General features: G+C 69.8%; 22 protein-coding genes and 1 pseudogene. 12 read left to right on the forward strand and 11 right to left on the reverse strand.

Going from position 1 to position 23,263, the window contains the following annotated elements; genetic code table 11:
- Nucleotides 1-10: 10 nt before the first annotated feature.
- A complete protein-coding gene (locus tag AC1Q7O_RS24540) occupies nucleotides 11-1,669 on the reverse strand; it encodes an RES domain-containing protein (protein ID WP_492661984.1) in 1,659 nt (552 codons plus the stop codon).
- 85 nt (nucleotides 1,670-1,754) lie between these two features.
- The gene (locus tag AC1Q7O_RS24545; protein ID WP_492661985.1) at nucleotides 1,755-2,525 is read right to left on the reverse strand and encodes a DUF1521 domain-containing protein; all 771 of its coding nucleotides are present in this window, start codon (nucleotides 2,523-2,525) and stop codon (nucleotides 1,755-1,757) included.
- 214 nt (nucleotides 2,526-2,739) lie between these two features.
- Here AC1Q7O_RS24545 and AC1Q7O_RS24550 point away from each other — a divergent pair, with 214 nt between their 5' ends.
- The 9 genes from AC1Q7O_RS24550 (at nucleotide 2,740) to AC1Q7O_RS24590 (ending at nucleotide 12,211) form a co-directional block, all read left to right on the forward strand.
- Nucleotides 2,740-4,218, forward strand: a complete 1,479-nt coding sequence (locus AC1Q7O_RS24550; RefSeq protein ID WP_492661986.1) for a PAS domain-containing sensor histidine kinase — start codon at nucleotides 2,740-2,742, stop codon at nucleotides 4,216-4,218.
- A 2-nt stretch (nucleotides 4,219-4,220) separates the two neighbouring features.
- Complete coding sequence (locus AC1Q7O_RS24555) at nucleotides 4,221-4,619, forward strand: response regulator (RefSeq protein ID WP_492661987.1); 399 nt, start codon at nucleotides 4,221-4,223, stop codon at nucleotides 4,617-4,619.
- A 10-nt stretch (nucleotides 4,620-4,629) separates the two neighbouring features.
- Nucleotides 4,630-6,387 (forward strand): ATP-binding protein, encoded by a 1,758-nt coding sequence (locus AC1Q7O_RS24560; protein ID WP_492661988.1) that lies wholly within the window; start codon nucleotides 4,630-4,632, stop codon nucleotides 6,385-6,387.
- Between the two features lie 46 nt (nucleotides 6,388-6,433).
- A complete protein-coding gene (locus tag AC1Q7O_RS24565) occupies nucleotides 6,434-7,294 on the forward strand; it encodes an alpha/beta hydrolase family protein (protein ID WP_492661989.1) in 861 nt (286 codons plus the stop codon).
- Between the two features lie 98 nt (nucleotides 7,295-7,392).
- On the forward strand, nucleotides 7,393-8,544 hold the full coding sequence (locus tag AC1Q7O_RS24570; RefSeq protein ID WP_492661990.1) for a tetratricopeptide repeat protein: 1,152 nt from the start codon (nucleotides 7,393-7,395) through the stop codon (nucleotides 8,542-8,544).
- A gap of 60 nt (nucleotides 8,545-8,604) precedes the next feature.
- Nucleotides 8,605-9,558, forward strand: coding sequence for an alpha/beta hydrolase (locus AC1Q7O_RS24575; protein WP_492661991.1), 954 nt, complete (start codon nucleotides 8,605-8,607; stop codon nucleotides 9,556-9,558).
- Nucleotides 9,555-10,589, forward strand: a complete 1,035-nt coding sequence (locus tag AC1Q7O_RS24580; RefSeq protein WP_492661992.1) for a glycoside hydrolase family 43 protein — start codon at nucleotides 9,555-9,557, stop codon at nucleotides 10,587-10,589. The genes AC1Q7O_RS24575 and AC1Q7O_RS24580 overlap by 4 nt, the downstream gene beginning before the upstream one ends.
- Nucleotides 10,589-11,371: a ThuA domain-containing protein gene (locus AC1Q7O_RS24585; RefSeq protein ID WP_492661993.1), complete on the forward strand. Its 783-nt coding sequence runs from the start codon at nucleotides 10,589-10,591 to the stop codon at nucleotides 11,369-11,371. The genes AC1Q7O_RS24580 and AC1Q7O_RS24585 overlap by 1 nt, the downstream gene beginning before the upstream one ends.
- 15 nt (nucleotides 11,372-11,386) lie before the next feature.
- Nucleotides 11,387-12,211 (forward strand): HipA domain-containing protein, encoded by an 825-nt coding sequence (locus AC1Q7O_RS24590; protein ID WP_492662009.1) that lies wholly within the window; start codon nucleotides 11,387-11,389, stop codon nucleotides 12,209-12,211.
- Nucleotides 12,212-12,220: 9 nt separating this feature from the next.
- Here AC1Q7O_RS24590 and AC1Q7O_RS24595 read toward each other — a convergent pair whose 3' ends face one another.
- The 9 genes from AC1Q7O_RS24595 to AC1Q7O_RS24635 form a co-directional block, all read right to left on the reverse strand.
- Nucleotides 12,221-13,474 carry a D-alanyl-D-alanine carboxypeptidase family protein gene (locus AC1Q7O_RS24595; RefSeq protein ID WP_492661994.1) on the reverse strand — a complete coding sequence of 418 codons (1,254 nt, stop codon included), beginning with the start codon at nucleotides 13,472-13,474 and terminating at the stop codon, nucleotides 12,221-12,223.
- 131 nt (nucleotides 13,475-13,605) lie between these two features.
- Complete coding sequence (locus AC1Q7O_RS24600) at nucleotides 13,606-14,535, reverse strand: GNAT family N-acetyltransferase (RefSeq protein ID WP_492661995.1); 930 nt, start codon at nucleotides 14,533-14,535, stop codon at nucleotides 13,606-13,608.
- Between the two features lie 160 nt (nucleotides 14,536-14,695).
- On the reverse strand, nucleotides 14,696-15,481 hold the full coding sequence (locus tag AC1Q7O_RS24605; RefSeq protein ID WP_492661996.1) for an N-acetyltransferase: 786 nt from the start codon (nucleotides 15,479-15,481) through the stop codon (nucleotides 14,696-14,698).
- 46 nt (nucleotides 15,482-15,527) lie between these two features.
- Nucleotides 15,528-16,505 (reverse strand): relaxase/mobilization nuclease domain-containing protein, encoded by a 978-nt coding sequence (locus AC1Q7O_RS24610; RefSeq protein WP_492662758.1) that lies wholly within the window; start codon nucleotides 16,503-16,505, stop codon nucleotides 15,528-15,530.
- A gap of 2 nt (nucleotides 16,506-16,507) precedes the next feature.
- Nucleotides 16,508-17,149, reverse strand: coding sequence for a hypothetical protein (locus tag AC1Q7O_RS24615; RefSeq protein ID WP_492661998.1), 642 nt, complete (start codon nucleotides 17,147-17,149; stop codon nucleotides 16,508-16,510).
- Between the two features lie 24 nt (nucleotides 17,150-17,173).
- Nucleotides 17,174-19,054 (reverse strand): type IV secretory system conjugative DNA transfer family protein, encoded by a 1,881-nt coding sequence (locus AC1Q7O_RS24620; protein WP_492661999.1) that lies wholly within the window; start codon nucleotides 19,052-19,054, stop codon nucleotides 17,174-17,176.
- Nucleotides 19,055-19,638: 584 nt separating this feature from the next.
- Nucleotides 19,639-20,868 carry a FecR family protein gene (locus AC1Q7O_RS24625; RefSeq protein ID WP_492662000.1) on the reverse strand — a complete coding sequence of 410 codons (1,230 nt, stop codon included), beginning with the start codon at nucleotides 20,866-20,868 and terminating at the stop codon, nucleotides 19,639-19,641.
- 1 nt (nucleotide 20,869) lies between these two features.
- Nucleotides 20,870-21,358: an RNA polymerase sigma factor gene (locus AC1Q7O_RS24630; protein ID WP_492662001.1), complete on the reverse strand. Its 489-nt coding sequence runs from the start codon at nucleotides 21,356-21,358 to the stop codon at nucleotides 20,870-20,872.
- Nucleotides 21,359-21,363: 5 nt separating this feature from the next.
- Complete coding sequence (locus AC1Q7O_RS24635; RefSeq protein ID WP_492662002.1) at nucleotides 21,364-21,945, reverse strand: hypothetical protein; 582 nt, start codon at nucleotides 21,943-21,945, stop codon at nucleotides 21,364-21,366.
- Nucleotides 21,946-22,114: 169 nt separating this feature from the next.
- On the opposite strand from AC1Q7O_RS24635, the gene AC1Q7O_RS24640 reads away from it, so the two are divergent.
- The 3 genes and pseudogenes from AC1Q7O_RS24640 to AC1Q7O_RS24650 all read left to right on the forward strand — a co-directional run.
- The gene (locus AC1Q7O_RS24640; protein WP_492662003.1) at nucleotides 22,115-22,369 is read left to right on the forward strand and encodes a helix-turn-helix domain-containing protein; all 255 of its coding nucleotides are present in this window, start codon (nucleotides 22,115-22,117) and stop codon (nucleotides 22,367-22,369) included.
- A 291-nt stretch (nucleotides 22,370-22,660) separates the two neighbouring features.
- A complete protein-coding gene (locus AC1Q7O_RS24645; protein WP_492662004.1) occupies nucleotides 22,661-22,918 on the forward strand; it encodes a helix-turn-helix domain-containing protein in 258 nt (85 codons plus the stop codon).
- A gap of 184 nt (nucleotides 22,919-23,102) precedes the next feature.
- Nucleotides 23,103-23,258 (forward strand): annotated as a pseudogene (locus AC1Q7O_RS24650) (IS30 family transposase); the annotation flags it as partial.
- Nucleotides 23,259-23,263 lie beyond the last annotated feature (5 nt).

Below are 23,263 nucleotides of genomic sequence, written 5' to 3' on the forward strand. Positions count from 1 at the left end.
GCCGCCGACCTTACCAAAGCTTGATGGCGTTCCAGGCCTTGGCCGCGCCGTTGCCGACGGCATCCAGCCCGGTGGTGAGGCCGTCCTTGAGGCTGCTGGTGAAGCCCGTGGCCTTGTCGAGGGCGCCGATGGCGTAGTGCGCGCCTACACCCACGCCGAAGCCCACCACCGCGCCCACCGCGGTGCCGGCCACCGGCACGACCGACCCGACCGCCGCGCCCACCCCGGCACCGGCGGCGCCGGCAGCGAAGGCGGTGCCCGTGTCCACCACCGTGTTGGCCACGGCGCGCGTGCCGCTGATCTGGCCGGCGCGGTAGGCCTGCACGTTGGTGTAGCCACTGACGCCACCCTGCACGAGGGCGCCCACGGCGCCGCCGGCCTTGATGACACTGGTGTGGCGGGCCAGCACGTCGAACCCCTTGGCGGCGGCACCGCCGAGCACGGCGCTCTTGCCGGCGTCCTGCGCCACCTGGCCGGCATTCACCGACTCGCCGCGGGCGGCGCGCACGCCGGCGTCCACCAGCGTGGCCGCAGCGCCGCCCACCGCGCCATAGCGCGTCGACGGTGCGCGCGGATAGCCTTCCCGGGCGCCCGTCAGCGCCTGGCGGGTGCGGTCCAGCCGCGTGTCGGCGCGGCCTTCCAGGCCCTCGTTGGCGGCCGACAGCGGCCGGCCCGGGGCATCCGCGGGCGCAAAGCTGCGTGCATCGTTGGTCGTGTTGCGCACGACGGGCGGGCGCACGCCCGCCTGCTTGTCCAGCAGGCCATCCCGGTAGGTACGCGCATCGGCCGGCATGGGCTGGACGACGCCGGCGGCCGGCACCTTGGCCACCACCGCGCCGTCCGGGCCATGGCGCGTGACCGACAGCGGCGTGACCTGGTCGGGCCGGGTGTTGCGGCTGACGATGTCGATCTGCTCGCCACCGACCGCAGCCGGCGCGCGCAGCCCGCTGGCGCCGTTGTCGGACGCGCCCTTGCCGGCCTGCTGCGGCAGCGTGTAGGGATGCTCGCCGGTGAGCTGATGCAACCAGCCGGGATGGTCACCGCCCTTGGGCTGCACCAGCGCCGCCGCCGGGAAATTCGTCCGGCGCGCGCCCTCGGCCATGTCGGCCACGCCGCCGCGGCCCTGCGCATCGGGCGTCGCGGTGTAGCGCAGCTCGACGACGCTCTTGTTCTTCAGCGGAGGGTCGCCCGGCGCGGCGTAGGCCGCGTTCTCGCGCAGCAGGCCGGCGGCGTCGGGCGCCGTGTAGAGCATGCCCTGCCCACGCGCGTTGCTGCGGCCGGGGCCGCCGTACTCGTGGCTCAGCGCGCCCGCCTCGTAGTCCGTCTTCGTCGCACGCAGCACATGGGCATCGAAGGGCTGCTGCGGCGCCGCGCGGCCGGCCTCGTAGGCACGCTGCTGCAGCGCCTGCACCAGGCCTTCGCGACCGGCGGCGCCGGCGACGCCCGTCAGGGCGTGCGGGACCACCGGCGGCAGCGCGACCGGCTGGCCGGCCGGCAGCGACTGGGCCTGGGCCAGGCCCGGGTTGGCCTCGCGCAGCGCGGCCTCGTCGACACCGTGGCGTTGCGCCACATCGGCCAGGCGGTCGCCACGTTGGGCATAGACGACGTCGGGGGTGGACGGCGCGGGAGGGGTGGGCCGCCAACCGGCGGCCTCCAGGGCTTGAGGCATGGGGAGCTCCTTGCGGCAGGGGCAGGAAGAACACGGGGCCGGCAGTCGGTGCAGTGGCACCGGCTGCGGCCCCGTGGCAGGAAGGTCAGAACTGGAAGCGGAACACCGTCAGCGAGAAGCGGTGCGCGTCGCGGGTCTGCGGCTCGCGGGCCTCGTTGTTGCCCACCGTGGCCAGCGCGTTCAGGAAGGCGCCGCTGAACGACACCGACAGCAGGCTGCTGAACATGCCGATCAGGTCGCGCGCGAAGTCACCGGCGCGCGCCTGCGTGGCTGCGTCCAGGCCCGGGTTGAGCTTCAGGTCGGTCTTGTTGATGTAGGCCTGGTCAACCTTCTGGATGTTGCCGTTGGCGTCCACGCCCAGGTAGCCCGCGCCGGCCGGGTTCTCCTGCAGCACGTTGCCGTCGTCGTGCGTCCAATCCAGCACCTCGCCGTAACCGGCCGCCTCGTTGATCTTCAGGTCGCCGACGGTGCGGGTGTCCACGCCGCTGATCTGCACGCCGTAGTCACCGTTGGTGATGTTGACCTTGCTGGCCAGCGTCATGTTGTTGCCGGCGTCCACCGTCTCGATGGTGACCTTGGTGCCGTCCTCCAGCTTGAAGGTGGTGGTGCCCCAGAAGTCGAAGGCGTGCTTGCCGTCGATGGAGACGTGCGGGTCGCCCCAGATGTTGGTGGTCTCGCCGGTCTTCTTGTTGAAGATGTTGACGTTGTTGTCGTCGCCCGCGGTGATGCGGTAGTTGTCGTTCTCGAACACCGCCTTGCCGCCGCTCATCTGCGTGCTGGCGTGGGTCGGGTTGGTCGTGTCGACGGCGGCCGTCGCGTTGAACGAGGCGGTGCTCGTCGCCTGGATCGTGGTCATGGAAAGCTCCTCTGAAATGTCTTCTTCAGTCGCCCGGTCATTGCACGCGCAAGCGCCGATGCGCGCCAGCTGCGGCCGCCCGCAATTCGGGGCGGCCGCAGCTAGGGTCCGCCGCAACGGGGCGGATGAAATGGCGCGCTCCGGGCCGGATAGCCAAGCCCGCCCACACCTGCTTTAATGGTCCTAACCGGCAGACCGAGGGAGGATCGCGCGCATGCAAGACGAAGCCCTCGCCCTGATGGCCCGCGAGTCTCCGGACGCGCTGATCCTGCTGACGCCGCAGGGCCGCGTGGTGCACTGGAGCGGCGGGGCCGGCACCGTCTTCGGTTACGCCCTGAGCGAGGCGCAGGACCGCCTGCTGAGCGAGCTGGTCATCCCCGCTGACCGCATCGACGAGCAGGCCCAGCGCCTGGCAGAAGCGCTGGCCGAGGGCGGCGGCACCTACGAGTCGGTGCGCCGCCGCAAGGACGGCTCGCTGCTGTACGTGGACGTGTCCACGCGCCGCGTGCACGCGGCCGACGGCGCGCCGCTCGTCCTCGCGGCCGAGAAGGACGTGACGCACATCAAGGTGCTGCGCGACGCCAAGCTGATGGAAGAGCGCTTCCGCGACCTGCTGGAGTCCATGCCCGACGGCATCGTCATGGCCAACTCCACCGGCCACATCGTCATCGCCAACAGCCAGGCCGAGCGGCTGTTCGGCTATGACGCCGGCGAGCTGCGCGGCCGCTCGGTGGAAACGCTGCTGCCCGAGCGCTACCGGCACGCCCACGTGGGCCACCGTTCCAACTATTTCCTGCAGCCGCGCAAGCGCGCCATGGGCTCGGGACTGGACCTGGCCGGCCTGCGCAAGGACGGCAGCGAGTTCCCCATCGAGATCAGCCTGAGCCCGCTGCGCACGGAGGAGAGCTCGTTCGTCATGAGCGCCATCCGCGACGCCAGCGAGCGCAAGCGCTTCGAGAAGGCGCTGCAGGAGAAGAACCAGGAGCTGGCCAACGCCAACCGCGCCAAGGACAACTTCCTTGCCGGCATGAGCCACGAGCTGCGCACGCCGCTGAACGCCATCATCGGCTTCACCGGCACGCTGCTGATGAAGCTGCCCGGGCCGCTGAACGACGAGCAGCAGAAGCAGCTGCGCACCGTGCAGTCCAGTGCGCGCCACCTGCTGGCCCTCATCAACGACCTGCTGGACGTGTCCAAGATCGAGGCCGGCAAGGTGCAGCTGGCGTTCGAGGCGGTGGACGGCCAGGCCGTCATCGACGAAGTCGCCGCCGCGCTGCGGCCGCAGGCCGTGGGCAAAGGGCTGGTGTTCGACGTGCACGCGCCCGACGCCCCCATCGTGCTGCACACCGACCGCCGCGCGCTGAGCCAGATCGTCTTCAACCTCGCCGGCAACGCCATCAAGTTCACGGAGCAGGGCCGCGTGAGCCTGACGCTGCGCGTGCTGCCGGGCGCCGGCCCGCAGCGCACCGAGATCCGCGTCGACGACACCGGCGTCGGCATCCCGCAGGCCGACCATGACAAGCTGTTCGCCGCCTTCAGCCGCGTCAACGCCGCCCGGCCCGACGCACCGGAGGGCACCGGCCTGGGCCTGCACCTGAGCCAGAAGCTCGCCGAGCTGCTGGGTGGCAGGATCGTGTTCAGCAGCGAGAGCGGCAAGGGCAGCAGCTTCTCGCTGCTGCTGGGAGGCGCCTGACCATGCCGGCGCGCATCCTCGTCATCGAAGACAACGCCGCCAACCTGGAGCTGGTGCGCTACCTGCTGAGTTACAGCGGCCATGCGGTGCTGGAGGCGCGCGATGGCGCACAGGGGGTGGAGATGGCACTGCGCGAGCGGCCCGACCTCATCGTCTGCGACCTGCAGATGCCGCTGCTGGACGGCTACCAGGTGCTGGACCGCCTGCGCGCCGACCCGCGCTGCGCAGGTGTCGTCATCGTGGCAGTGACCGCGTTCTCCATGCCCAACGACCGGCAGAAGGTCATCACCGCCGGCTTCGACGGCTACCTGTCCAAGCCCATCGAGCCCGAGCACTTCGTCGCCCAGATCGAGGCCTTCCTGCCGCCAGGGCTGCGCACGCCGCCCCCCGGGAGCGGCTGAGGCCATCACCATGGCCAAGGTGCTCGTCGTCGACGACCAGGCCACCAACCGCGAGTTGGTGGTCACACTCCTGAAGTACGCGGGCCACGAGCCGCTGGAGGCCGCGGACGGCCATGTCGCACTGGCGCTGGTGCGCGAGCACCAACCGGCCCTGGTCATCTGCGACATCCTGATGCCCACGATGGATGGCTACGAGTTCGTGCGCCAGCTGCGCGCCGAGGCGGACATCGCGCACACCGAGGTCATCTTCTACACGGCCACCTTCATGGAGCGCGAGGCGCGCACGCTGGCACTGTCCTGCGGCGTGTCCACCGTGCTGCTCAAGCCCACCGAGCCGGAGGAGCTGCTGCGCGTCATCGAGCAGCAGCTGGCCGGAACGCCGCCCGCCGCGCCGGTGGCCGACGCGCAGCAGTTCGACCGTGAACACCTGCGGCTGCTGACCGACACGCTCGCATTCAAGGTCAGCGAGCTGGAGGCCGCCAACCAGCGGCTGTCGGCGCTGACCGAGCTGAACCTGCAGCTCGCCTCGGAACACGACCCGTATGTGCTGCTGGACAACGTCTGCCGCGGCGCGCGCGAGCTGCTGGGCGCACGCTACGCGGTGCTGGCCGTGCGTGGCCGCGACGGCGACGCACGCGGCCACCTCAGCAGCTGGGGGCTGGCGCCGGAGCAGGCGCGCGCACTGCAGCCGCTGGCCGTCGACACCGGGCTGTGCGGCCAGGTGCTGGCCGACGGCCAGGCCCGCCGCTTTGTGCTGGCCGACGCCGCGCCGCTGCCCGCCGAACTGCCGCCCGTGCAGAGCGGGCTCATCGCCCCCATCATGTCGCTGCAGCGCACCTATGGCTGGGTGCTGCTGGCCGACAAGCTGGGCGCGCCGGCCTTCACGGACGACGACCAGCACCTGCTGTGCATCTACGCCGCGCAGGCCGGGCGCATCTACGAGAACGGCAGCCTCTACCAGGCCATCAAGCGGGCTGCCGAGCTGCTGCAGGTCGAGGTGGACGAGCGCAAGCGCATCGCGCAGGACCTCATCGTCGCCAACGAGTCGCTGGAGCAACGCGTGCTGGAGCGCACGGCGGAGCTGCATGCCGTCATCGAAGGCCTGGAGAGCTTCAACCGCAGCGTGTCGCACGACCTGCGCGGCCCGCTGGGCGGCATCGCGGGCGCGGCGCGCATGGCGCAGCAGTTCGTCGCCAACCAGGAACCCGAGCGGGCCATCAAGTTCATGCAGGTCATCGCCACGCAGGCCGAGACCACGGGGCAGCTGGTGGAGGCGCTGCTGGCACTGGCGCGGGCCAACGACGCCCGCCTGCACCGCGAGCCGGTGGACATGGACGCCCTTGCGGCCGAGGTGCTCGCCACGCTGCAGCCCGCCACGACGCCGCTGCCCGTCGTCCTCGAGCCGCTGGCGGCCATCCACGCCGACCGCAAGCTGGTGCGCCAGGTGCTCGTGAACCTGATCGGCAACGCGCTCAAGTTCAGCGCACGCGCCACCCCGCCGCAGGTGCACGTGGGCATGGCCAGTGCGGTGCAGGGCGGACCGTTGTTCTACGTGCGCGACAACGGCGTGGGCTTTGACGCGCACAAGGCGCAGCACCTTTTCAAGCCCTTCCACCGGCTGCATGACGCCCGCTTCGAGGGCTCCGGCGTGGGACTGTCCATCGTCAAGCGCATCTGCGAGCGCCACGGCGGCACGGTCTGGGCCGACAGCGCGCCGGGACAGGGCGCCACCTTCTATTTCAGCTTCGGCGACGACCCGCCGGCCTGACGCCCTCACCACGCTGTCATGCGCCCGGCCTAGGCTGGCGCGCCGCATGACCATCCACACCGTTACCACCGTTCCCGACTGGGCCTGGCCGTTGTTCGCCTGGAGCCTGCTGATGGCCAGCCTCGCCACGCTGCAGGGCCGGCTGCTGTTCGGGCGCACCTGGCACATCCGCCGCGCCGACCCCGGCCCCGCCGCCACGCGCCGCCGCAGCGTGGCGCTGTGGCTGGAGCGCCCCGGTGGCACGCTGCTGCAGGGCTGGCTGACGCTGCCCGCCGGCAGCCCGCCGCCCACGCGGCTGCTGCTGTGGTTTGGCGGCCGCAACGAGCACGTGGCCTGGACCCCCGACCTTGCCGGCTGGCTGCCCGACGACTGCGCGCTGCTGGCCTTCAACTACCGCGGCCTGGGCGGCAGCGGCGGCTGGCCCGGCGAGGCCGCCTGCGTGGCGGACGCCGAGGCCATCGCCCGCTGGGGGCTCGCGCGGCTGGGCCTGCCGGCGGCCGCGCTGCACCTGGCCGGCCGCAGCCTGGGCACCGGCGTGGCCATGCAGCTCGCGGCACGGCGCGCCGCCGCCGGCATGCCGGTCGCCGGCGTCGCGCTGATCACGCCGCTCAAGAGCCTGCGCGCGGTGCTCAGGCGCAACCCGCTCATCGCGCCGCTGATGCCGCTGCTGCGCTCGCCGCTGGACAACGTCGCCGCGGCCCAATCGCTGGCCTGCGAGGTGCTCGTGCTGCTGGCCGAGCGAGACCGCCAGGTGCCGCACGCGCATTCGCACACCCTGGTCGGCGCGCTGCAGGCGGCCGGCTGCGCGGTGACCGTGCAGCAGTTCGCCGGCACCAACCACCGCAGCCTGGCACGCACGCCGGCGGCGATGCAGACCCTGGGCGGCTGGCTGGCCCAGCCGGCCTGAAAGGGGGATGGCAACATCGCCCCCCTGTGGGGCTGGGCCTGCCGACGCGCGAAGCGGTGACCCGGGCCAGGCGAGTGAGTCGGGAAGGGCGTGGCGCGATGGCAGTGCTGATCGAAGCGGTGTGTGCGGTGGTGCGGCGCGATGCCATTGACGCGCGCATCGCTGGCGGCTGGGCCGCCTTCACGGCCGCGGTGCCCACCCGGGCGTTCTGCTACGACGATGAGCTGGCCAGCGTCGGCTTCATGGCCGTGGCGGATGCCGAGACCTTCCTCGCGCACCTGCAGTCGCTGGGGCTGCGCGTGCGGCCGGGCCCCGCGGAGGTCGACGCCTGTATCGTGGAGCAACTGGGCCGCTCCGGCAAGCCGGCTGCCTGGCTGGGCATGACCCGGCTGGCCACCGAGGCTATCGGCGGCGAGGTGTCGATGGCCTACCTCCTTGGCACTCGCGAAACCCGCGTCGTGATGCCAGGCGAGTGGCGGTTCGAGGGCTCGGTGTCGCAGACGCCGATGGAGTTCCGGGAGATCGACGGCGGGCAACTGAAGTTCCTCCGCCACCAGGACAACATCGAGGTGTACTGGGACGAGGCGCTGCAGCGCGAGGTGTACGTCGGCAGGCCCTACGGCAGCCAGCCGGCGGGCCGGCCGGCGCTGTCCGACGCCCAGCGCGACGAGCACAACCGGCTGTGGAACGCCGCCCGCGACATCGTCGAGGCCGAGCAGCTGTACGCCCGCGTACCGCCCTTCAAACCCGGCTTCTTCCTGGCGCGCAAGATGCGCAAGGCCATCGTGCTGCTGGAGCAGGCCCTCGCGCTGCACCCGACCAACGCCGCGGCACTGTGGATGCAGGGCAAGCTGCTGCAACTGCTCGGCGACTTCGACGCGTCGCTGGACCGGCTGGCCAAGGCCTGCCTCATCGACCCGAACCAGGCCTCGTTCGCGCGCGAAGCCGGCATCAGCGCCACCGAGGCGGGCAAGCTGGACGTGGCGGTCTTCTACGCGCAGGAAGCGCTCAAGGCCACGCCCGGGGACGCCGGGCTGCGCACCAACCTCGCCGTCGCGCATCTGTTTGCCGGCAACCTGGCCGCCGCCGAGATCGAGATCGGCGATGCCCGCGCCGCCGACCCCGACGACCCGGTCACGCATTCGGTCTGGGTGCTGGTGCGCGAGGTGGCCGCCGGCCGCATGCGCCGGCCCACACACACCCGCGACATCGACGCCGACGCGCTGCGCGAAGCACGCGCCCGCGGCTGACCCGCCGATGTCGTCAAGAGGCTGAGCGTTCGGCGGCCGCTGCGCCGGCACACTGCCCGCATGAAGCGCCGCCTGCTGCTGTCCACCGCCCTGCTGCCCATGCTCACCCTCGCCGCCTCACCCGCCGCCCCACCCGCCGACATCCCGCTGTGGCCCGAGGGCGTGCCCCCCGCCCGGCGCGCCGACGCCCCGGCTGCAGCCGGCCCGCTGGGCCCCGAACGGCTGGGGCCCGATGGCCGCATCGCCAACGTGTCGCAACCCACGCTGACCGTCGTGCCGCCCGCCGTGGACCGGCCCAACGGCACGGCCGTCATCCTGTGCCCGGGCGGCGGCTACACCTTCCTGTCCAACGCCCGCGAGGGCCAGCAGTACGCCGCGTGGCTGAGCACGCTGGGCGTGACCACCTTCATCCTGAAGAGCCGGCTGCAGGAATGGGGCCACCCCGCGCCGCTGCAGGACGTGCTGCGCGCGATCCGCCTGGTGCGCTCGCGCGCGGCCGAGTTCGGCGTCGCGCCGACCCGCATCGGCGTCATGGGCAGCTCCGCCGGCGGCCACCTCGCCGCCAGCGCCAGCACGCTGTGGGACCACGCCGACGGTCGCACCGGTGCCGCGCTGGACGCCGTCAACGCGCGGCCCGACTTCGCGGTGCTGGTCTATCCCGTCATCACGATGACCGACCCCGCCGCCCACGCCGGCTCCCGCCAGGCGCTGCTGGGCGCCACGCCCGGCGCGGCGGAGCGGGCGCTGCTGTCGCTGGAGCAGCAGGTGAGCGCCACCACGCCGCCCACGCTGCTGCTGCACACGCAGGGCGACAAGACGGTGCCGGTGCAGAACAGCCTGATGTACTTCGACGCCCTCACCCGCGCCGGCGTGCCGGCCGAGCTCTATGTCTTCGAGCAGGGCGGCCACGGCATCGGCATGCGCGACGGGCTGGGCAACGCGTCCGCCTGGCCGCGCCGCGCGGAAGACTGGCTGCGCCAGCGCGGCCTGCTGGCCCGGGAGGGCGCACGATGAAGCGCCGCGACCTGCTGACCCGCGCGGCCCTGGCCAGCGCGCTGCCCGCATGGGCCCAACCCGCGGGCACGATGACGCTGCCCGACATGGACCTGCACGATCCCTTCATCGTGACCGACACGTCCACCCGGACCTACTGGCTGTTCACGAAGAACCACCCGTCGTTCAGCGGCAGCCAGGCCATCGGCGTGATGGCCTACCGCAGCCACGACCTCAAGCACTGGAGCCAACCGGAGCTCGTGTTCCGGCTGCCCGACGCCGGCTGGGCCAACGACGGCTGCTGGGCGCCCGAGGTGCACCGCTGGCGCGGCCGCTGGTACCTGTTCGTCACCGTGCACAACGAAGGCCTGGCGCTCGCCGAACCCAGCCCGGTGCCGGGCCAGCGCACCTACCGCCGCAGCACCGTGCTGGCCGTGGCGGACGAGCCCCATGGCCCGTTCACGCTGGTGCGCGACGGCGAGCCGGTGGTGGACAAGTCGCTGATGACGCTGGACGGCACGCTCCACGTGGACCCATCCGGCAAGCCCTGGATGGTCTACGCCCACGAATGGCTGCAGCTGCGCGTGGGCGCGTTTGCCGCCGTGCCGCTGGACGACGAGCTGCGCGCCACGGGCAAGCCGCGCGAACTGTTCCGCGGCAGCGCCTCGCCCGCTGCACGGCCGCAGCAGGGCCAGGGCATCATCGTCACGGACGGGCCGCAGCTCTACCGCACCGCCGACGGCAGCCTGCACATGCTCTGGTCCAGCTGGGGCGACGACGGCTACTTCCAGACCCTGTCACGCTCGCCCTCCGGCGACCTGTTCGGGCCGTGGGAGCACGGCCCCGTCTGGCTGGCCAAGGGCAGCGGCCACGGCATGCTGTTCAGGAACCTGGACGGCGCGTGGATGCTCGTCGTGCACCGCCCGTTCAAGAACGCACGTGGCAAGCTGTACGACGTGCGGGAGCTGCACAGCGGCTTCGAGCTGGTGCGCCAGCGCGTCGATCTCGACCTCGACGCCGCGCCGCTGCCTCCTTCACCAAAGGCCCCGTGATGACCAAGACGAAGACCCTCGCTGCAGCCGCCCTGCTGAGTGCCGCCACCGTGGCCACGCCAGCGCTGGCGGCCGACACGCAGTTCGCCGTGCTCGTGCTGGCCATGCCGACCAAGTACCACTACGAGTACATCCCGGTGGCACGCGAGAGCTTCGAGAAGCTGGCCCGGCTGCACGCCTTCGAGCTGACCTGGGCGGCGCAGCCGTACGCCTTCGAGGGCGACCTGAGCAAATTCGCCGCCGTCGTGCTGCTGAACAGCTCGGGCGAGGAGTTCAACGAAACCCAGCGCGCGGGCCTCGAGCGCTACATGAAGGCCGGCGGCAACGCCGTCGTCGTGCACCGCGCCATCATCAGCAAGCCAGGCCTGTGGCCCTGGTACGAGAAGCTCGTCGGCCGCAGCTTCGTCATCCACCCCATGCTGCAGACGGCCGTCGTCACCAAGGCCGACGCCGGCCACCCGGCGACATTCGGCCTGCCGGACCGGTGGATCTGGTCCGACGAGTGGTACGAGTTCAGCAACCCGCACGGCATGGCCATCCACCCCGTGCTGAAAGTGGACGAGCGCACGTACGACCCCACCAGGATCTGGCCCGGCCAGGTGGCCACCGGCATGGGCGCGGACCACCCGGTGAGCTGGTGGCACGCCTTCGAAAAGGGCCGCGTGTTCGTCACGGCGCTGGGGCACAACCAGGCCATGTACCGCGACGAGCGGTATCTGGACCACCTGTGGGGCGGCCTCTGGTGGGCGGCGACGGGAAGGGGTGCGTCACCCAAGCCCTGAAGTTGGTGCCGCCCGCTGGGTGCCGCGCCCACCACGCACCTGTTCAAGCTGCCGCTGGGCCTCATCGGCGGCCAGTCACGGCAGATCGACTTCACAAACTCGGTGGACAACGAATGGCTGTGCCTGCGCCTGCTGGGCCTGTACGGCCTGCCCGTGCCGGCCGCGCAGATCGGCAGCTTCGGCCGCCACCGGCCGCTCATCGTCGAACGCTTCGACCGCCGCCAGGTGCCGGCCACGGAGGACGGCGCACCTGCCTGGTGGCTGCGTCTGCCGCAGGAAGACTTCTGCCAGGTCTTCGCGCTGCCGCCCACGCCCAAGTACGAGCGCGACGGCGGGCCGGGCATCGTCGAGATCGCCGGCAGGCTGCGCCTGAGCGTGAACCCCAACGCCCAGGCCGACGTGGAGAACTTCCTCAGCGCGCAGATCCTGTTCTGGATGCTCGCCGCCATCGACGGCCACGCCAAGAACTTCAGCCTGCAGCTGCTGCCGCAAGGCCGCTACCGGCTGGCACCCTTCTACGACGTGCTCTCCGCCTGGCCTGTGGCCGGTGAGGCACCCAGCCAGATCAACGTGCGCGACGCCAAGCTCGCGATGAGCCTGCGCGGCAAGAACCGGCACCGCAAGCTCTTCGAGATCCAGCGGCGGCATTTCGACAGCACGGCCCAACTGTGCGGGCTGGACTCCGCGAACGCCCTCATCGAGCGTATCTTCGCCTTGACGCCGCGCGTCATCGAGCAGGCCCAGCAGGGGCTGCCGCCAGGGTTCTCTCAGGCCGTGCTGGACCGGACGCTGACAGGCCTGGCCGACATGGCGGCCAGGCTGGACCACGAAGCGGGTTGACGAGGCGGCTTACTTCGAGAACCAGCCGCCGATGCGCTGCTTGATGCGCAGGAAGAAGCCGGCCCGCTCCACATCGGCCAGCGCAACGACCGGCACCTCGCCCAGCGTCTTGCCGTTGGCCGACGCGACGGCCTTGCCGATCACCGCACCCTTGGCGATGGGCGCCTCCAGGCCCGGGTTGAGCGTCACCTCCGTCTTCACGGCGGCGGCCTGGCCCTTGGGCACCACCAGCGTCCACGGCTTGGCCACGCCGGCCGCCACTTCGGGCGCCACGCCGTACAACACCTTGGGCGTAGTCAGCGTCGCGCCGGCCTGGGCCGGCGTCGCCTCCTCGAAATTGGCGTAACCCCAGTTGAACAGCACGCGGGTCTGGTCGGCCCGGGCCTGCTTGCTGTTCGCGTTCAGGATGACCGAGATCAGCCGCATGCCGTTGCGCTTGGCCGAGGCGGTCAGGCAGTAGCCAGCCTCCTCCGTGTGCCCGGTCTTGAGACCGTCGACCGTGGAGTCGGTATAGAGCAGCGCATTGCGGTTGCCCTGCTTGATGTTGTTGTAGGTGAACTCGCGCTCGGCGTAGATCGGGTAGTACTCGGCGCTGTTGCGGATGATGGCCGCGGCCAGCACGGCCAGGTCGCGCGCCGAGGCCTTGTGGTTGGCGCCCGGCAGGCCGTCCGCGTTCTCGAAGTGGGTCTTCGTCATGCCCAGCTTGGCGGCCTCGGCATTCATCTGCGTGACGAAGCCGGCTTCAGACCCACCCAGGTGCTCGGCCAGCGCCTTGGACGCGTCGTTGCCGCTGGCAATCACCACGCCGCGCAGCATGTCCATCAGCGAAGCCTGTGCGTTCAGCGGCACGAACATGCAGCTGTCGCCGTTCTTGCCGCCGCGGCACCAGGCGCTCTCGCTCATGGTGACCTTGTCATCGGGCTTGACCTTGCCGCTCTTCAGGCCCTGCTCGACCAGGTAGCTGGTCATCATCTTCGTCAGCGACGCGGGCGGCAGCGGCTCGTCCGGGTTGGACGAGGCCAGCACCTGCCCCGTGTTGAAGTTCATCAGCACCCAGGCCTTGTTTTCCAGCAGCGGGATGGACTGGCCGTTGGCGTCGGTGGTCATCGCCTGTTCAGCGGGCGCGGCCGGCTTGGCCTTGCGCGCCGCGGCGGCCTTGGGCTTGGCATGCGGGGCGGCCTCGGCCGCGACGGCCGCGCCGGCCAGCATGGCGGCGGCAACAAGGGAGGGGAGAAGGGAGAAAGTACGCGGATAACGGGTCATGGGGAGACGCTTCTGAAGAAGCCTGAAGGTGGCTCGCGATCAGTCACCTGATCGGCGCTGGGCGATTACGAGACCTGCGCGGAAAGCGTGCCGCATATCCGACACACCGGCCAAGGATGGCTTCGTCGGGTTCAGGCTGAGATTGCACGCTGCGGATTCGTCAAAAGCCGCATTGTCTGCCCAACGTCGGGCGGGCCTTCCGCGGCGAGGTCAAGCCGCATCAGCGTCTGGTGCAGCGCCTCGGGCGCAAAGCCGCAGCGGCGCAGCGCATCGCCACCCAGGTCGGCCCGCTGCAGCGCCGGCACGCTGACCCGCGCCCCCGGGTGCGCCGCCAGCAGCGCCCGCACCAGTGCCTCCGCGTCGCACTGCGCCGGATCGCGGTCGACCAGCGAACGCACGATGACGCCGCCCTGCACCGCCGGGTCGGCCGTGAACACCAGCTGCGCGCTGCCGTGGCGCCAGGCCGTCCACGGCAGCGTGAGCACGCCCACCACCGTGGCGCCCACCTGCAGCGGCAGGTCTGCGATGGCCGCGTCGGCCTCGCGCAGCCAGGCCAGCGCATCGGCCGGCGTGCAGGCGAGCGATGCCGACGGCGGCGAAGCCTCGCCCGCCGCTGCCGTGCACTGGTAGCCATGCAGCGCATGCCGGGCCACGAACCCCTGCCGGCCATACAGCCGCACAGCACGCTCGTTCTGCGCGAACACCTCCAGCTCCAGCGCCTGCAGACCCGCGGCGCGGCCGCGCTGCACGAAGTCCACCAGCAGCTGCGCCGCCGCACCGCTGCCGCGCGCCTGCGGCACCGCCCCCATCGTGCCCAGCCGCCAGCGCGCCCGTTCTGGCCGAGGCGCTACCAGCGCGAACGCGAGCACGTCGCCAGCTGCATCGCCAACCACCGCGCGCCCCAGCGACAGGTCGATGCCCTGGCGCTGCAGGAAGCCCGGCCACTGGTCGAACGCCAGGTTGAACGGGCCCGCCACGTAGTCCGCAAACGCGCGCGAGAAGGCGGCGTGCAGCAGCTCAGGCGCAAGCTGGTGGGTGGGGACGAGGAAGGCGCTGCTCATGACCAGCATTCTGCGCAGCGCCACCCGCCGGCACGCAAAGTCATGTACGGCGAGCTCGGTCCAATCTGCAGCTCGGGCTGATCGGACCCAGGAGTTGCCCGCAGCGAATTCCTGGAGGCAGCGCGAGCCGGCGGGCGCCGGCGCTCGCGCGCCACGCGCCTCACGGGTCGCGCGCCCGTTCGGACATCGACTTGTCCAGCCACCGCAGGAAGCGCCGGTGCTCGGACGTGCCGAGCACATCCTGGGTCGGTGGCTCCCAGCTGCACAGACGCTGGCGAACGAAGCGGGACATCTCCGCGGAGGACAGTGCAAGGTCATGCCACTGGGCGGCCTCACGATCCAAGTCACACAACCTGATCGGCTCCAGGATGTCGAGATCTGGGAAAGGCTTGCAGCGCAGCCGCTCCCAGAATCCGAAAGAGTCGATCGTTTCCTGGATCGGCGTGACCGGCAGGCAGCGCCCCTCCACACGGCACCTGTGGACCACCCGCGTCAACAGCGCGACCGCAAGGCCCCTGCGTCTGAGTTCGGGGACGACTTCGAGGTCTCGCACGTAGATCTGGTCCCAGATCGGCGACACCCCGAAACCCACCCGGCAAGCACCCCATCTCGAATCCAGGGACCCCGTGGCGAGTTGCCAGGGCTGCGGTGCCACGAACGATGGCAAGCCGTCTGTCTCGACATCAAGCCACAAGGACGAGAAATCCCGGCGGCTCGGGAACACGCGATCAAGCGCATGCCGCCCCACGCTGCCCACGGCCTCCTGACAGGACCGCCTGTGCGACACAAGCCACTCTTTGATCTCAGGGCCATAGCGCTCCCAGGGGCTCATGTGGCGCAGAACGTAGTTCACGTCCTGCATGGGGATCACGTCCTCGTGAGAGTCATCGGCCGCGCGCCTCGGCGCGTCGTCCTCGAAATCTTCTGACGATGAAGGATCGGTCATGGTCTCTCTCCTGCGGAACATTGCTACGACACAGGGCGCCAGCTCGTCAGCGCCCCCACTCCGGCCCGCCGCGCTCCAGGTGGACCACCTGCTGTCGCTCGGCCTCGAGATGGCGTCTGATGCCGGGAAGCGCCTGCGGATGCCGCCGAATCACCTCCTGGACGAACGGGGTGTGGCTGATGAACCTGGCGACGTCCGGCGCCAGCCGGCGGTCCGCTTCCAGCTCCGACTCGGTCAACGCCTTCAGCACCTGCCCCCAGCACCTCATCGCGTCGGAACGGGTCTTCTCGATCACCGGCCCCGTCTTGCTGGGACGGATGCTGGTCTTCAGCCGGCCTTCGTCCCGGGCCAGCATGCGCCACAGCGCGTCGAAGTTGCGCGTTGCCCCCCGGGCCGCCTGGCTGGTCGCCTCCGCCTCGATGCCGCGCGCCCGCAACCGCTCGGCGAAGGTGTCGCGCCAACGCTTGAGATCGGGCACGCCGCAGCGCAGGCGCTCACCCGTGACCGACTCGCGCCTGACGCACAGGTGCACGTGCGGGCTGGTCTGGTGCTCGTGCAGCACCATGACGTACCGATGTCCGGCCAGCTCGATCTTCGCGAACTCGCGGACCGCATCACCGACCGCCTGCGCATCCGTTCCCGACGGCAGCGCAAGCATCAGGTTGACCGCTTCCCGGCGGCCCTCGACCTCGGCGATGAACCTGCCGCCGTAGCGCCATCCCTCCAGCAGATCCTTCAGCGCGTCCCGGCCTCCCCGAACGGTGCCGCGATCGTCCTCGAACTCCAGGCTGCCCGACCGGGTGATGTAGCGCAGGTGGTCGGCAATCGCGCCCATGCCCCGCCCGCCGCCGCTGACCTTGACGATCACCTGCGGTGCCCGGTGCACGACCGCCGAGACACGTCGCCGGATGGCCGCGGCGCGCGCGGCGAGTCGGGGCGGCGGATCCGTTGGCAGGATCCGGTTGGAGGGGTAGAACAGCCGGTCGCCCCACTGCACCAGCACGGCGTCGACGTTGTGTCCCATGCTCACCATCGCGCTCTCCTGTAGGGCTTCAACTCGGCGATCAGCACCGACGCCACCTTCATGTGCTCCCTCACCGAGTCGTTCAATGACCGGAGGGTCGCCCGATAGGGCTCGAGGGCGCTGCTGCCCGCGGCCGAGCGGGTCAGCAGGCGCAGGAACTCGCTCAGGTCGGTGGAGAGCGTCGCCAGTCGATCCGTCGAGTCGCGAAGCGCCTGCGACGCCTCCTTGTGGTCCGGCGGCACCGCCGGCGGCGAGATGCCCTTGAGCAACCACCAGACAAACTCGCCACGCGTCATGTCCGCCGCACGCGCGCGGCGGGTGAGCTCCAACGAGCAGGCCGCCGGCAGGTTCAGATGGAAGTGCACATTGCCTGCCGCACGCTCGAACGCCTGGCCGGCAGGTCTTTCCTGCGCTGGCACGTGCTCGTCCTCGAGCAGCTTCAATGTCGCCCGCCGCACCAGAACCGCCATCGGGATGCCGGTGCGCTCGGCATGCTCGCGCAGCCGGGATCCGAGCGGTCCCAGGTTGAACTGCAGCTTGGCGACGGGATCCGGACGCTGCGTCAGTCGGGGCGCAGGCATCTCCAGCCCCTGCAGGGGCTGCGCGGTCACCAGATCCTGCAGCACGAGTTGCTCCGGTTGCATGAGGCCGCCTGTCCTGTCCACGGTTCAGCCACCTTCACCACGCTGGACGCCAGTGCCGCTGCCATCCCGGAAGAAGTCGTTCAGCTTTCTGGACAGCGGCTCATCCGGCTCCGGGAGCCCCCTGACCAGCTCATCGCCCAGCGCGCCGAGATGCTCGCCGGAGCCGGCATCGCCACCGGCCGCGTCCCGCCGGCTCTGGCGGACGATCTGGCGATGCCGCGCCATGTCCAGAAGCGGCAGCACCGGTGGCTGCAGTTGCATGCGCGACAGCTTGCTGTCGTTGTAATAGCGAAGCTTCCAGGCAAGGACCGGCTTGCAGTTCTCGACGATCAGCACCTCTCGCTCGGGGCCGAGTTCCTTGAACTCCTGTGGCAGCAGCAAAGGGCGGCGCTGATCGCTGTCCGTGCGGCTCGCAGAGCTGGCGCCATGGCTCGAGTAGGAACGGCTGCGCCCACGCGCTGTTGCCGTCTGCGTGAAGAAGCCCAGCATGTCGCTGTACTCCACGGCGTCGCGCTGCTCGCGCGGCGCATAGAGGATCTGCAGCCCGTGGTTCGTCGCAAAGGTCCGGGCTTCCTTCTCACCGTAGACGGCGTCGAGCTGGGACAGCGCCTGGACGACCGTGAGCAGGCGCAGGTTGTAGCCCGCCAGGTAGGGCGCCGAAGTCGCGATGATGTCCACCCGTCCCATCGCGGGGAACTCGTCATTGATGAGCAGGCACTGGTACCGCAGCGTCTTGTCCTGCTCGGGAAGCTGCCGCGTGTTCAGGCTGATCAGCTGCGAGAAGAACAGGTTCAGCAGGGGCCGCGCGTCCGCCAGCCTGTGCGGGGGAATGCACAAGTAGATGGACATGCGCCGCCGGCGCAAGTCCTCCAGCCGGAAGTCATCACCGCTAGTCGCCGCATCGACGATGGCATCGGCAAAGATGATCAGGGGGGCATTGAAGGTCGCGACGATGCACGCCAGCGTGTTGCCTGAGTTCGCCGTCAGCCGATGCAAAGCGTCCACGCACTCATCCGACAGCGGCCGGCCCTCCCTGCGCCTGTCGCTGATCGTCTCCTCCAGGTGCAGCACCAGCGAGCGCCCCTTGCCGGACGATTGCCGCAACATCTCGCCGATGGTCCGCGGCAGTTCAGGGGTCTCCAGCAGCAGCAGGCCAAGACCCAGGAAGAGATTGCGCGCCTGGTCATTGAAGAAGGCCTCCGTGGCGCCGCGCTGAGCGTTCGGGAACAGCGCCTGGCCGATCGACAGCAGGTCCGCCACGCGGTGCGTCTCGTCCGTGCGCACCACCGCCAGCGGGTTCCAGCAGTGGGTGCGCCCCTGCTCGTCGCAGGGCGAGAACCTGAACACCGGTTGAATCGTCGCCCGGTACCCGGCCGTGAGTTCGAAGTTCTCGCCCTTGATGTCCAGTGTCACGACGGAATCGGGCCACTTCAGCAGGTTCGGGACCACGACGGCCACGCCCTTGCCGCTGCGCGTCGGCGCCGACAGCATGACGGACAACTGCCCCGGCAGCGCCAGGTCACGCCGTCCATACCGACCCACGATGATCGCGGGCTGCATGCGGCTGAGCAGGCCTACTCGCCGGATCTCGGACAGGCTCGCGAACCTGGCGTCCCCGTGCAGCGACCGCCGCGGCCGCGCCTGCGCGGCGAGGAGTAGCGGCAGCAAGAGCAGCGCGCCGCCCACACCGCTCGCGATCTTCAGCTTCTTCCTCTGGGCCGGCACCCCGCCGTAGACCTGCCAGTACCCGACGATGCTCGACACGCGTGCATGCGACGGGTCCACCTTGTTCAGCACGAGGAAGGAAGCCCCCGCCACGTACAGCGCACACGCGACGAGAGCAGCAACAGCCGCGCAGCAGAACGCCACGGCAGCGAGCTTGCGACGATCTGACCAGTCGTCCATGGTGGCCTCACCTCGTGACACGGGAGGTGCCGACAGGCGCGTCAGCATGTCCACGCGAGCCCACGACGCAAACGCCAACAACCCCGCCGAGAACGCGCCCGGCATGACGAGCCAACGGCCGCGCAGTGCGCCAGCTCGACCGGTTCAAGCCCCAAGACACATCGGCTGCGTCCTGCATCACCGTCCCGGGAGCCCCCCAGGCGTTGCGGCAGCAGGCACACACCGCCATGGGCTGCCCCGACCATCGGCGCGCCTCATGACGCCGCCAGGGCGGCCCGACCACGTCCGGGACAGCGTTCGCGCCTGGCGCCTCGGACACGCGTCCGACACCCAGCCTGTCGGCAACGTCGCTGCTTGCCTGAGCTTCTCTGATCGCTTCCATGTGCCACTCCCGGCGGTCGCAGCGGGCGAGACCTGGAGACGTCCCATGCAACCGAAGACCGCCGGCTTGAATATCAGCGTCAAAGCGCAGACTTTCCAGGACCCCGCGCGTCCAAGGGAATGTCCTTGGCAAGACATAACCGATCGATACACAGGTGTCGCCTCGACGCGCTCCCTATGACGAGATGCTTAGGCTTTGCCGCTCAGACCGAACGTTTGCACCGATGGTCCGTAAGGTATTCTTTTTTTGTACCGGGCGGGCTTGAAATTTCCTGAAAGTCGACTTGCACCGGCCGGCTGGCCTCCGACGCGCTCGGACAGGCCATCTTCACCGGCATGCGCCCACACGAACCCTCGTCCCTGCGACCAGCACAGCCGGCACCTCCGCGCCAGGGTTCGACCAGCTCGATCCCGCCAGCCCTCACCTGCGCGACCAGGCCGTGCAGCGTGGCCACCGCTTGGGCAAACGCCTGGTTGTCGCCGGTACGGAATGCCCCGCTCACGCGCAGCGCCATCAACGCCTGTGGGCCGATGAGCTTGATCTGCTCCAGGCTGTAGCGATTCATTTCCGCAACGGCTGCATCCAGCGTGACGTCATCCAGCACGACGAATCCGGCCTGCCAGGCCATCAACTGGTCCAGCCTGGGCCGGTCCACGTTGGCGTGCGTGGCCCCTGCATGCGCTGCGGCCTCGCCCGCATGACTCACGCGCAGGCGCTGGCCAGGGGCCAGGGCAACCGGATTGCTCAGCGCGCCGCCACCCGCAGACTGCACGATCACCTGTCCTTCAAGCAGCGTCACGCCGAAGGCATCGCCGCCCGGCTCCATGGACGCCAGACGTCGCACCAGGAAAGCCGTGCCGGTCGCGAATACCCGGGCATCGGACACGCTCACGACAAACGGCCGGCTGACATCCTTGGCGACCTCGAACAGCGCCTCGCCGTGCTCGACCGTCACCCCCCGCGTGGCCTCGGTCAGCTTCACGCGGATCCGCGTGGATGTGTTCAGCGTCACCCGGCTGCCATCGGCCAGGGTGATTGCCCGCTGTTCGCCCACACCCGTGCTGTACAGGCCGCTGTCGCACAGCACCCAGCCCGCGGCGGCGACACATCCGATTGATGCCAGCCCGAGCACGGCGCGCCGTGACGCGTCGCCACCCCAAGGGTGCAGGCGCATCGCGGCTACCGGCGGTGCCTGCAGAGCGCCTCGCCGCACGCCCGCGACCTCCTGCCAGGTGTCCGTGCACCGCTCGAACGCTTGCCGATGCATCGCCGACTGGGCCTGCCAAGCCAGGCAGGCGCGTTCCATCTCGCGTGATCGGTCGGGGCCGTGCAGCCGCGCCAACCACACCGCCGCCTCCGCAGCGACGGGCAGAGGAACCTGACACGGCTCGTCCCGCCCCAGTGGCTCCGGGGGCGACCTCGGTGGTTCCACGCTACCAGCCTTCCATCCAGCTGGTCAGCCGCAACGTCGCCTTGGCAATATGGTGGTGAACGGTCGCGACGCTGATGCCGTGCAGCTTCGCGATCTCCGTGTAGGCGAGGCCGTCGACACGATGGGCCAGGAACACGGCGCGGGTCTTCTCGCTCAAGCGCCCCAGACCGATCACCAGCCGGTCCATGCGCTCCTTGGCAAGCAGGATCTCCTCCGCGGATGGCGTGGTGTCGATCAACACGACGTCGTCCACCAGGACCTGCTCGCCCCGGCTCTCCTGCGCACGATGCGCGTCGATGGACAGGTTCAATGCCGTGCGCATCAGGAAGGCCGCCGGTCGCTCGACCGGCTGGGCCCCCTCCTCGTAGCGCGCCAGCCGCAGCCACGCCTCCTGCACCAGGTCTTCTGCCTCATGCTCGGTGCGCCCACGCCGCTGCAGCGCCCCCCGCACCTTGCGCAGCACCTCCGGCCAGTTCAGCAGCCCGCCCATGGCCATCACGCAGCGCGCGCCAGCGATGCAACGAAGGCATCCCGGCCATAAGGTGCCGGACACCGACGATCCCAGCGATCCCGCAGCAGGTCCCGATCCGCCCGCTGAAAGGCCAGCGCCATGAACTCGCCCGCCGCCTCGTCACCGATCGGGCGGCGGGTTCGCACCGCGCGCTGCATGCGAGCCTGCAGGCGGGCGCCGGCGGACTCCGACCACCGGACACAACGACGCATGCGTGCACCCAACGCGGCGGAACCCGCAAGCTCGTCGGCAGGGCCGCAAGCCTTAGGACAAAAACGCGCCATGCCACCGACCACGGACGAGCACCCCACCACGGCCGCGACCCGCTCCAGACCGCGCTCATACAGATCGGCGGCGACCCGCTGCGGCGTCAGCACCCCCTCCTCACGCCATGCGCCGAGCACCTCGAACTCCCCATCCCGGAAAAGGCCAAGCGCCCAATGCCATTCGGCAGCACCACCACCCTCGGCCCTCGGAACGCTCAACCGGTCGAACCGGACCACCAGGTACCGGCAGCACAGCGCGCCGCTGAACCAACGGGCGGTGTTCATGAAGTGGCTGGACATGCGTTGCTCCTCGCAGTGCGACTCCCGCCCAACTCGGGCGTCTGCCGATCGCTGAGGCGTCGATAGGAGTCGTTTGTTCCACTCAATCAGATTAGATGACTCCCAAACAGTGCACAAGGACTCTTATACAAAGTGGCGGAGCACCTGTTGTTTTTGGATGCTCCCGGTCGTGACAAAGATCTACACACCGACCAGCGACCGGCTTGTGTTCGGCAAAAACTTGAAGAGAGCCCGGCTCATACGCGGCATGTCCCAGGACGCGCTCGGCTATGAAGCCGGTGTCAGCCGCACGTTCGTCAGCGACGTGGAGCGTGCTGCCCGGAATCTGTCCATCGACAGCATGAGCAAGTTGGCGGCCGCCCTCGGCATCCCGTTGCGTGACCTCGTCGACCCGGACAGGTTTCGCGATCCACTGGACGCCTGACTGCACTGACGCGTAGCGAACGCCGGCGATCCCGTCGGTCCTGCGGCAGATACCCGTCCGCCCGCTGCTCGGGCGCAATGAACACGGCTGCCGTCTCGTCATCGGACGGGATAGCGAGCCGCCCAACCCCCGGCGAGGCTCCCGAATGCAGTTGGCCATCTATCGCTCCAAGCGGTGTTGACTGAATTTGCAACGCGTCATGCAAGCCACCGTGCAGAACGCAAGGCAGCCTACCAACTATGAGAAGCAAACTCCGTAGATGCAAATGTAGCAAATGATCACGCTGGGAGCATGCCCGCGAGACCCAAACCGCCGAAGGAGTTACCAGCTGCCGACGATGTCCGTGGGGTCCTCGCCTACAACGTTCGGTTGCTGCGCGTCGAGAAAGGTTGGTCTCAAGAGGATCTGGCGATGGAATGCGAGCTGGACCGCACCTACGTCTCTGCCGTGGAACGATCCCGCTGGAACGTATCGCTAGGCAACATCCAGCGTTTGGCGTCTGCACTGGAAACCAAACCGTGGCTTCTCCTCAAGCCGCCGGAGTGTTGAGGCTCGCAGCAAACTGACCCGGGAGCCGTCCGTCGGCACTGAGTGGCCTCAGTCCCAGAACACTCACAGTAGGCCGGGTTGGGCGGCGACCTCAAGGGCGCAGACCCAGTGGCCGGCATGACTGGCGGATTCAACCGGTCGACGCAACACACTAGAGGCCGCCCCGGCCGAAGGAGTGTTGAACATGAGGCAGCGACCGCGCATTTACTACTCGGATAGCCAGAAGGCGCTGATGTGGGAGCGCTGGCGAGAAGGTCGGACGCTGCACGAGATTGGGAAGCTCTTCGACCGAGGGCACTCCTTGATTCACCGAATCATTGCTGAAAGCGGCGACATGGAGACCAG

The sequence above is a fragment of the Roseateles sp. GW823-FHT07B05 genome, from assembly GCF_058794515.1.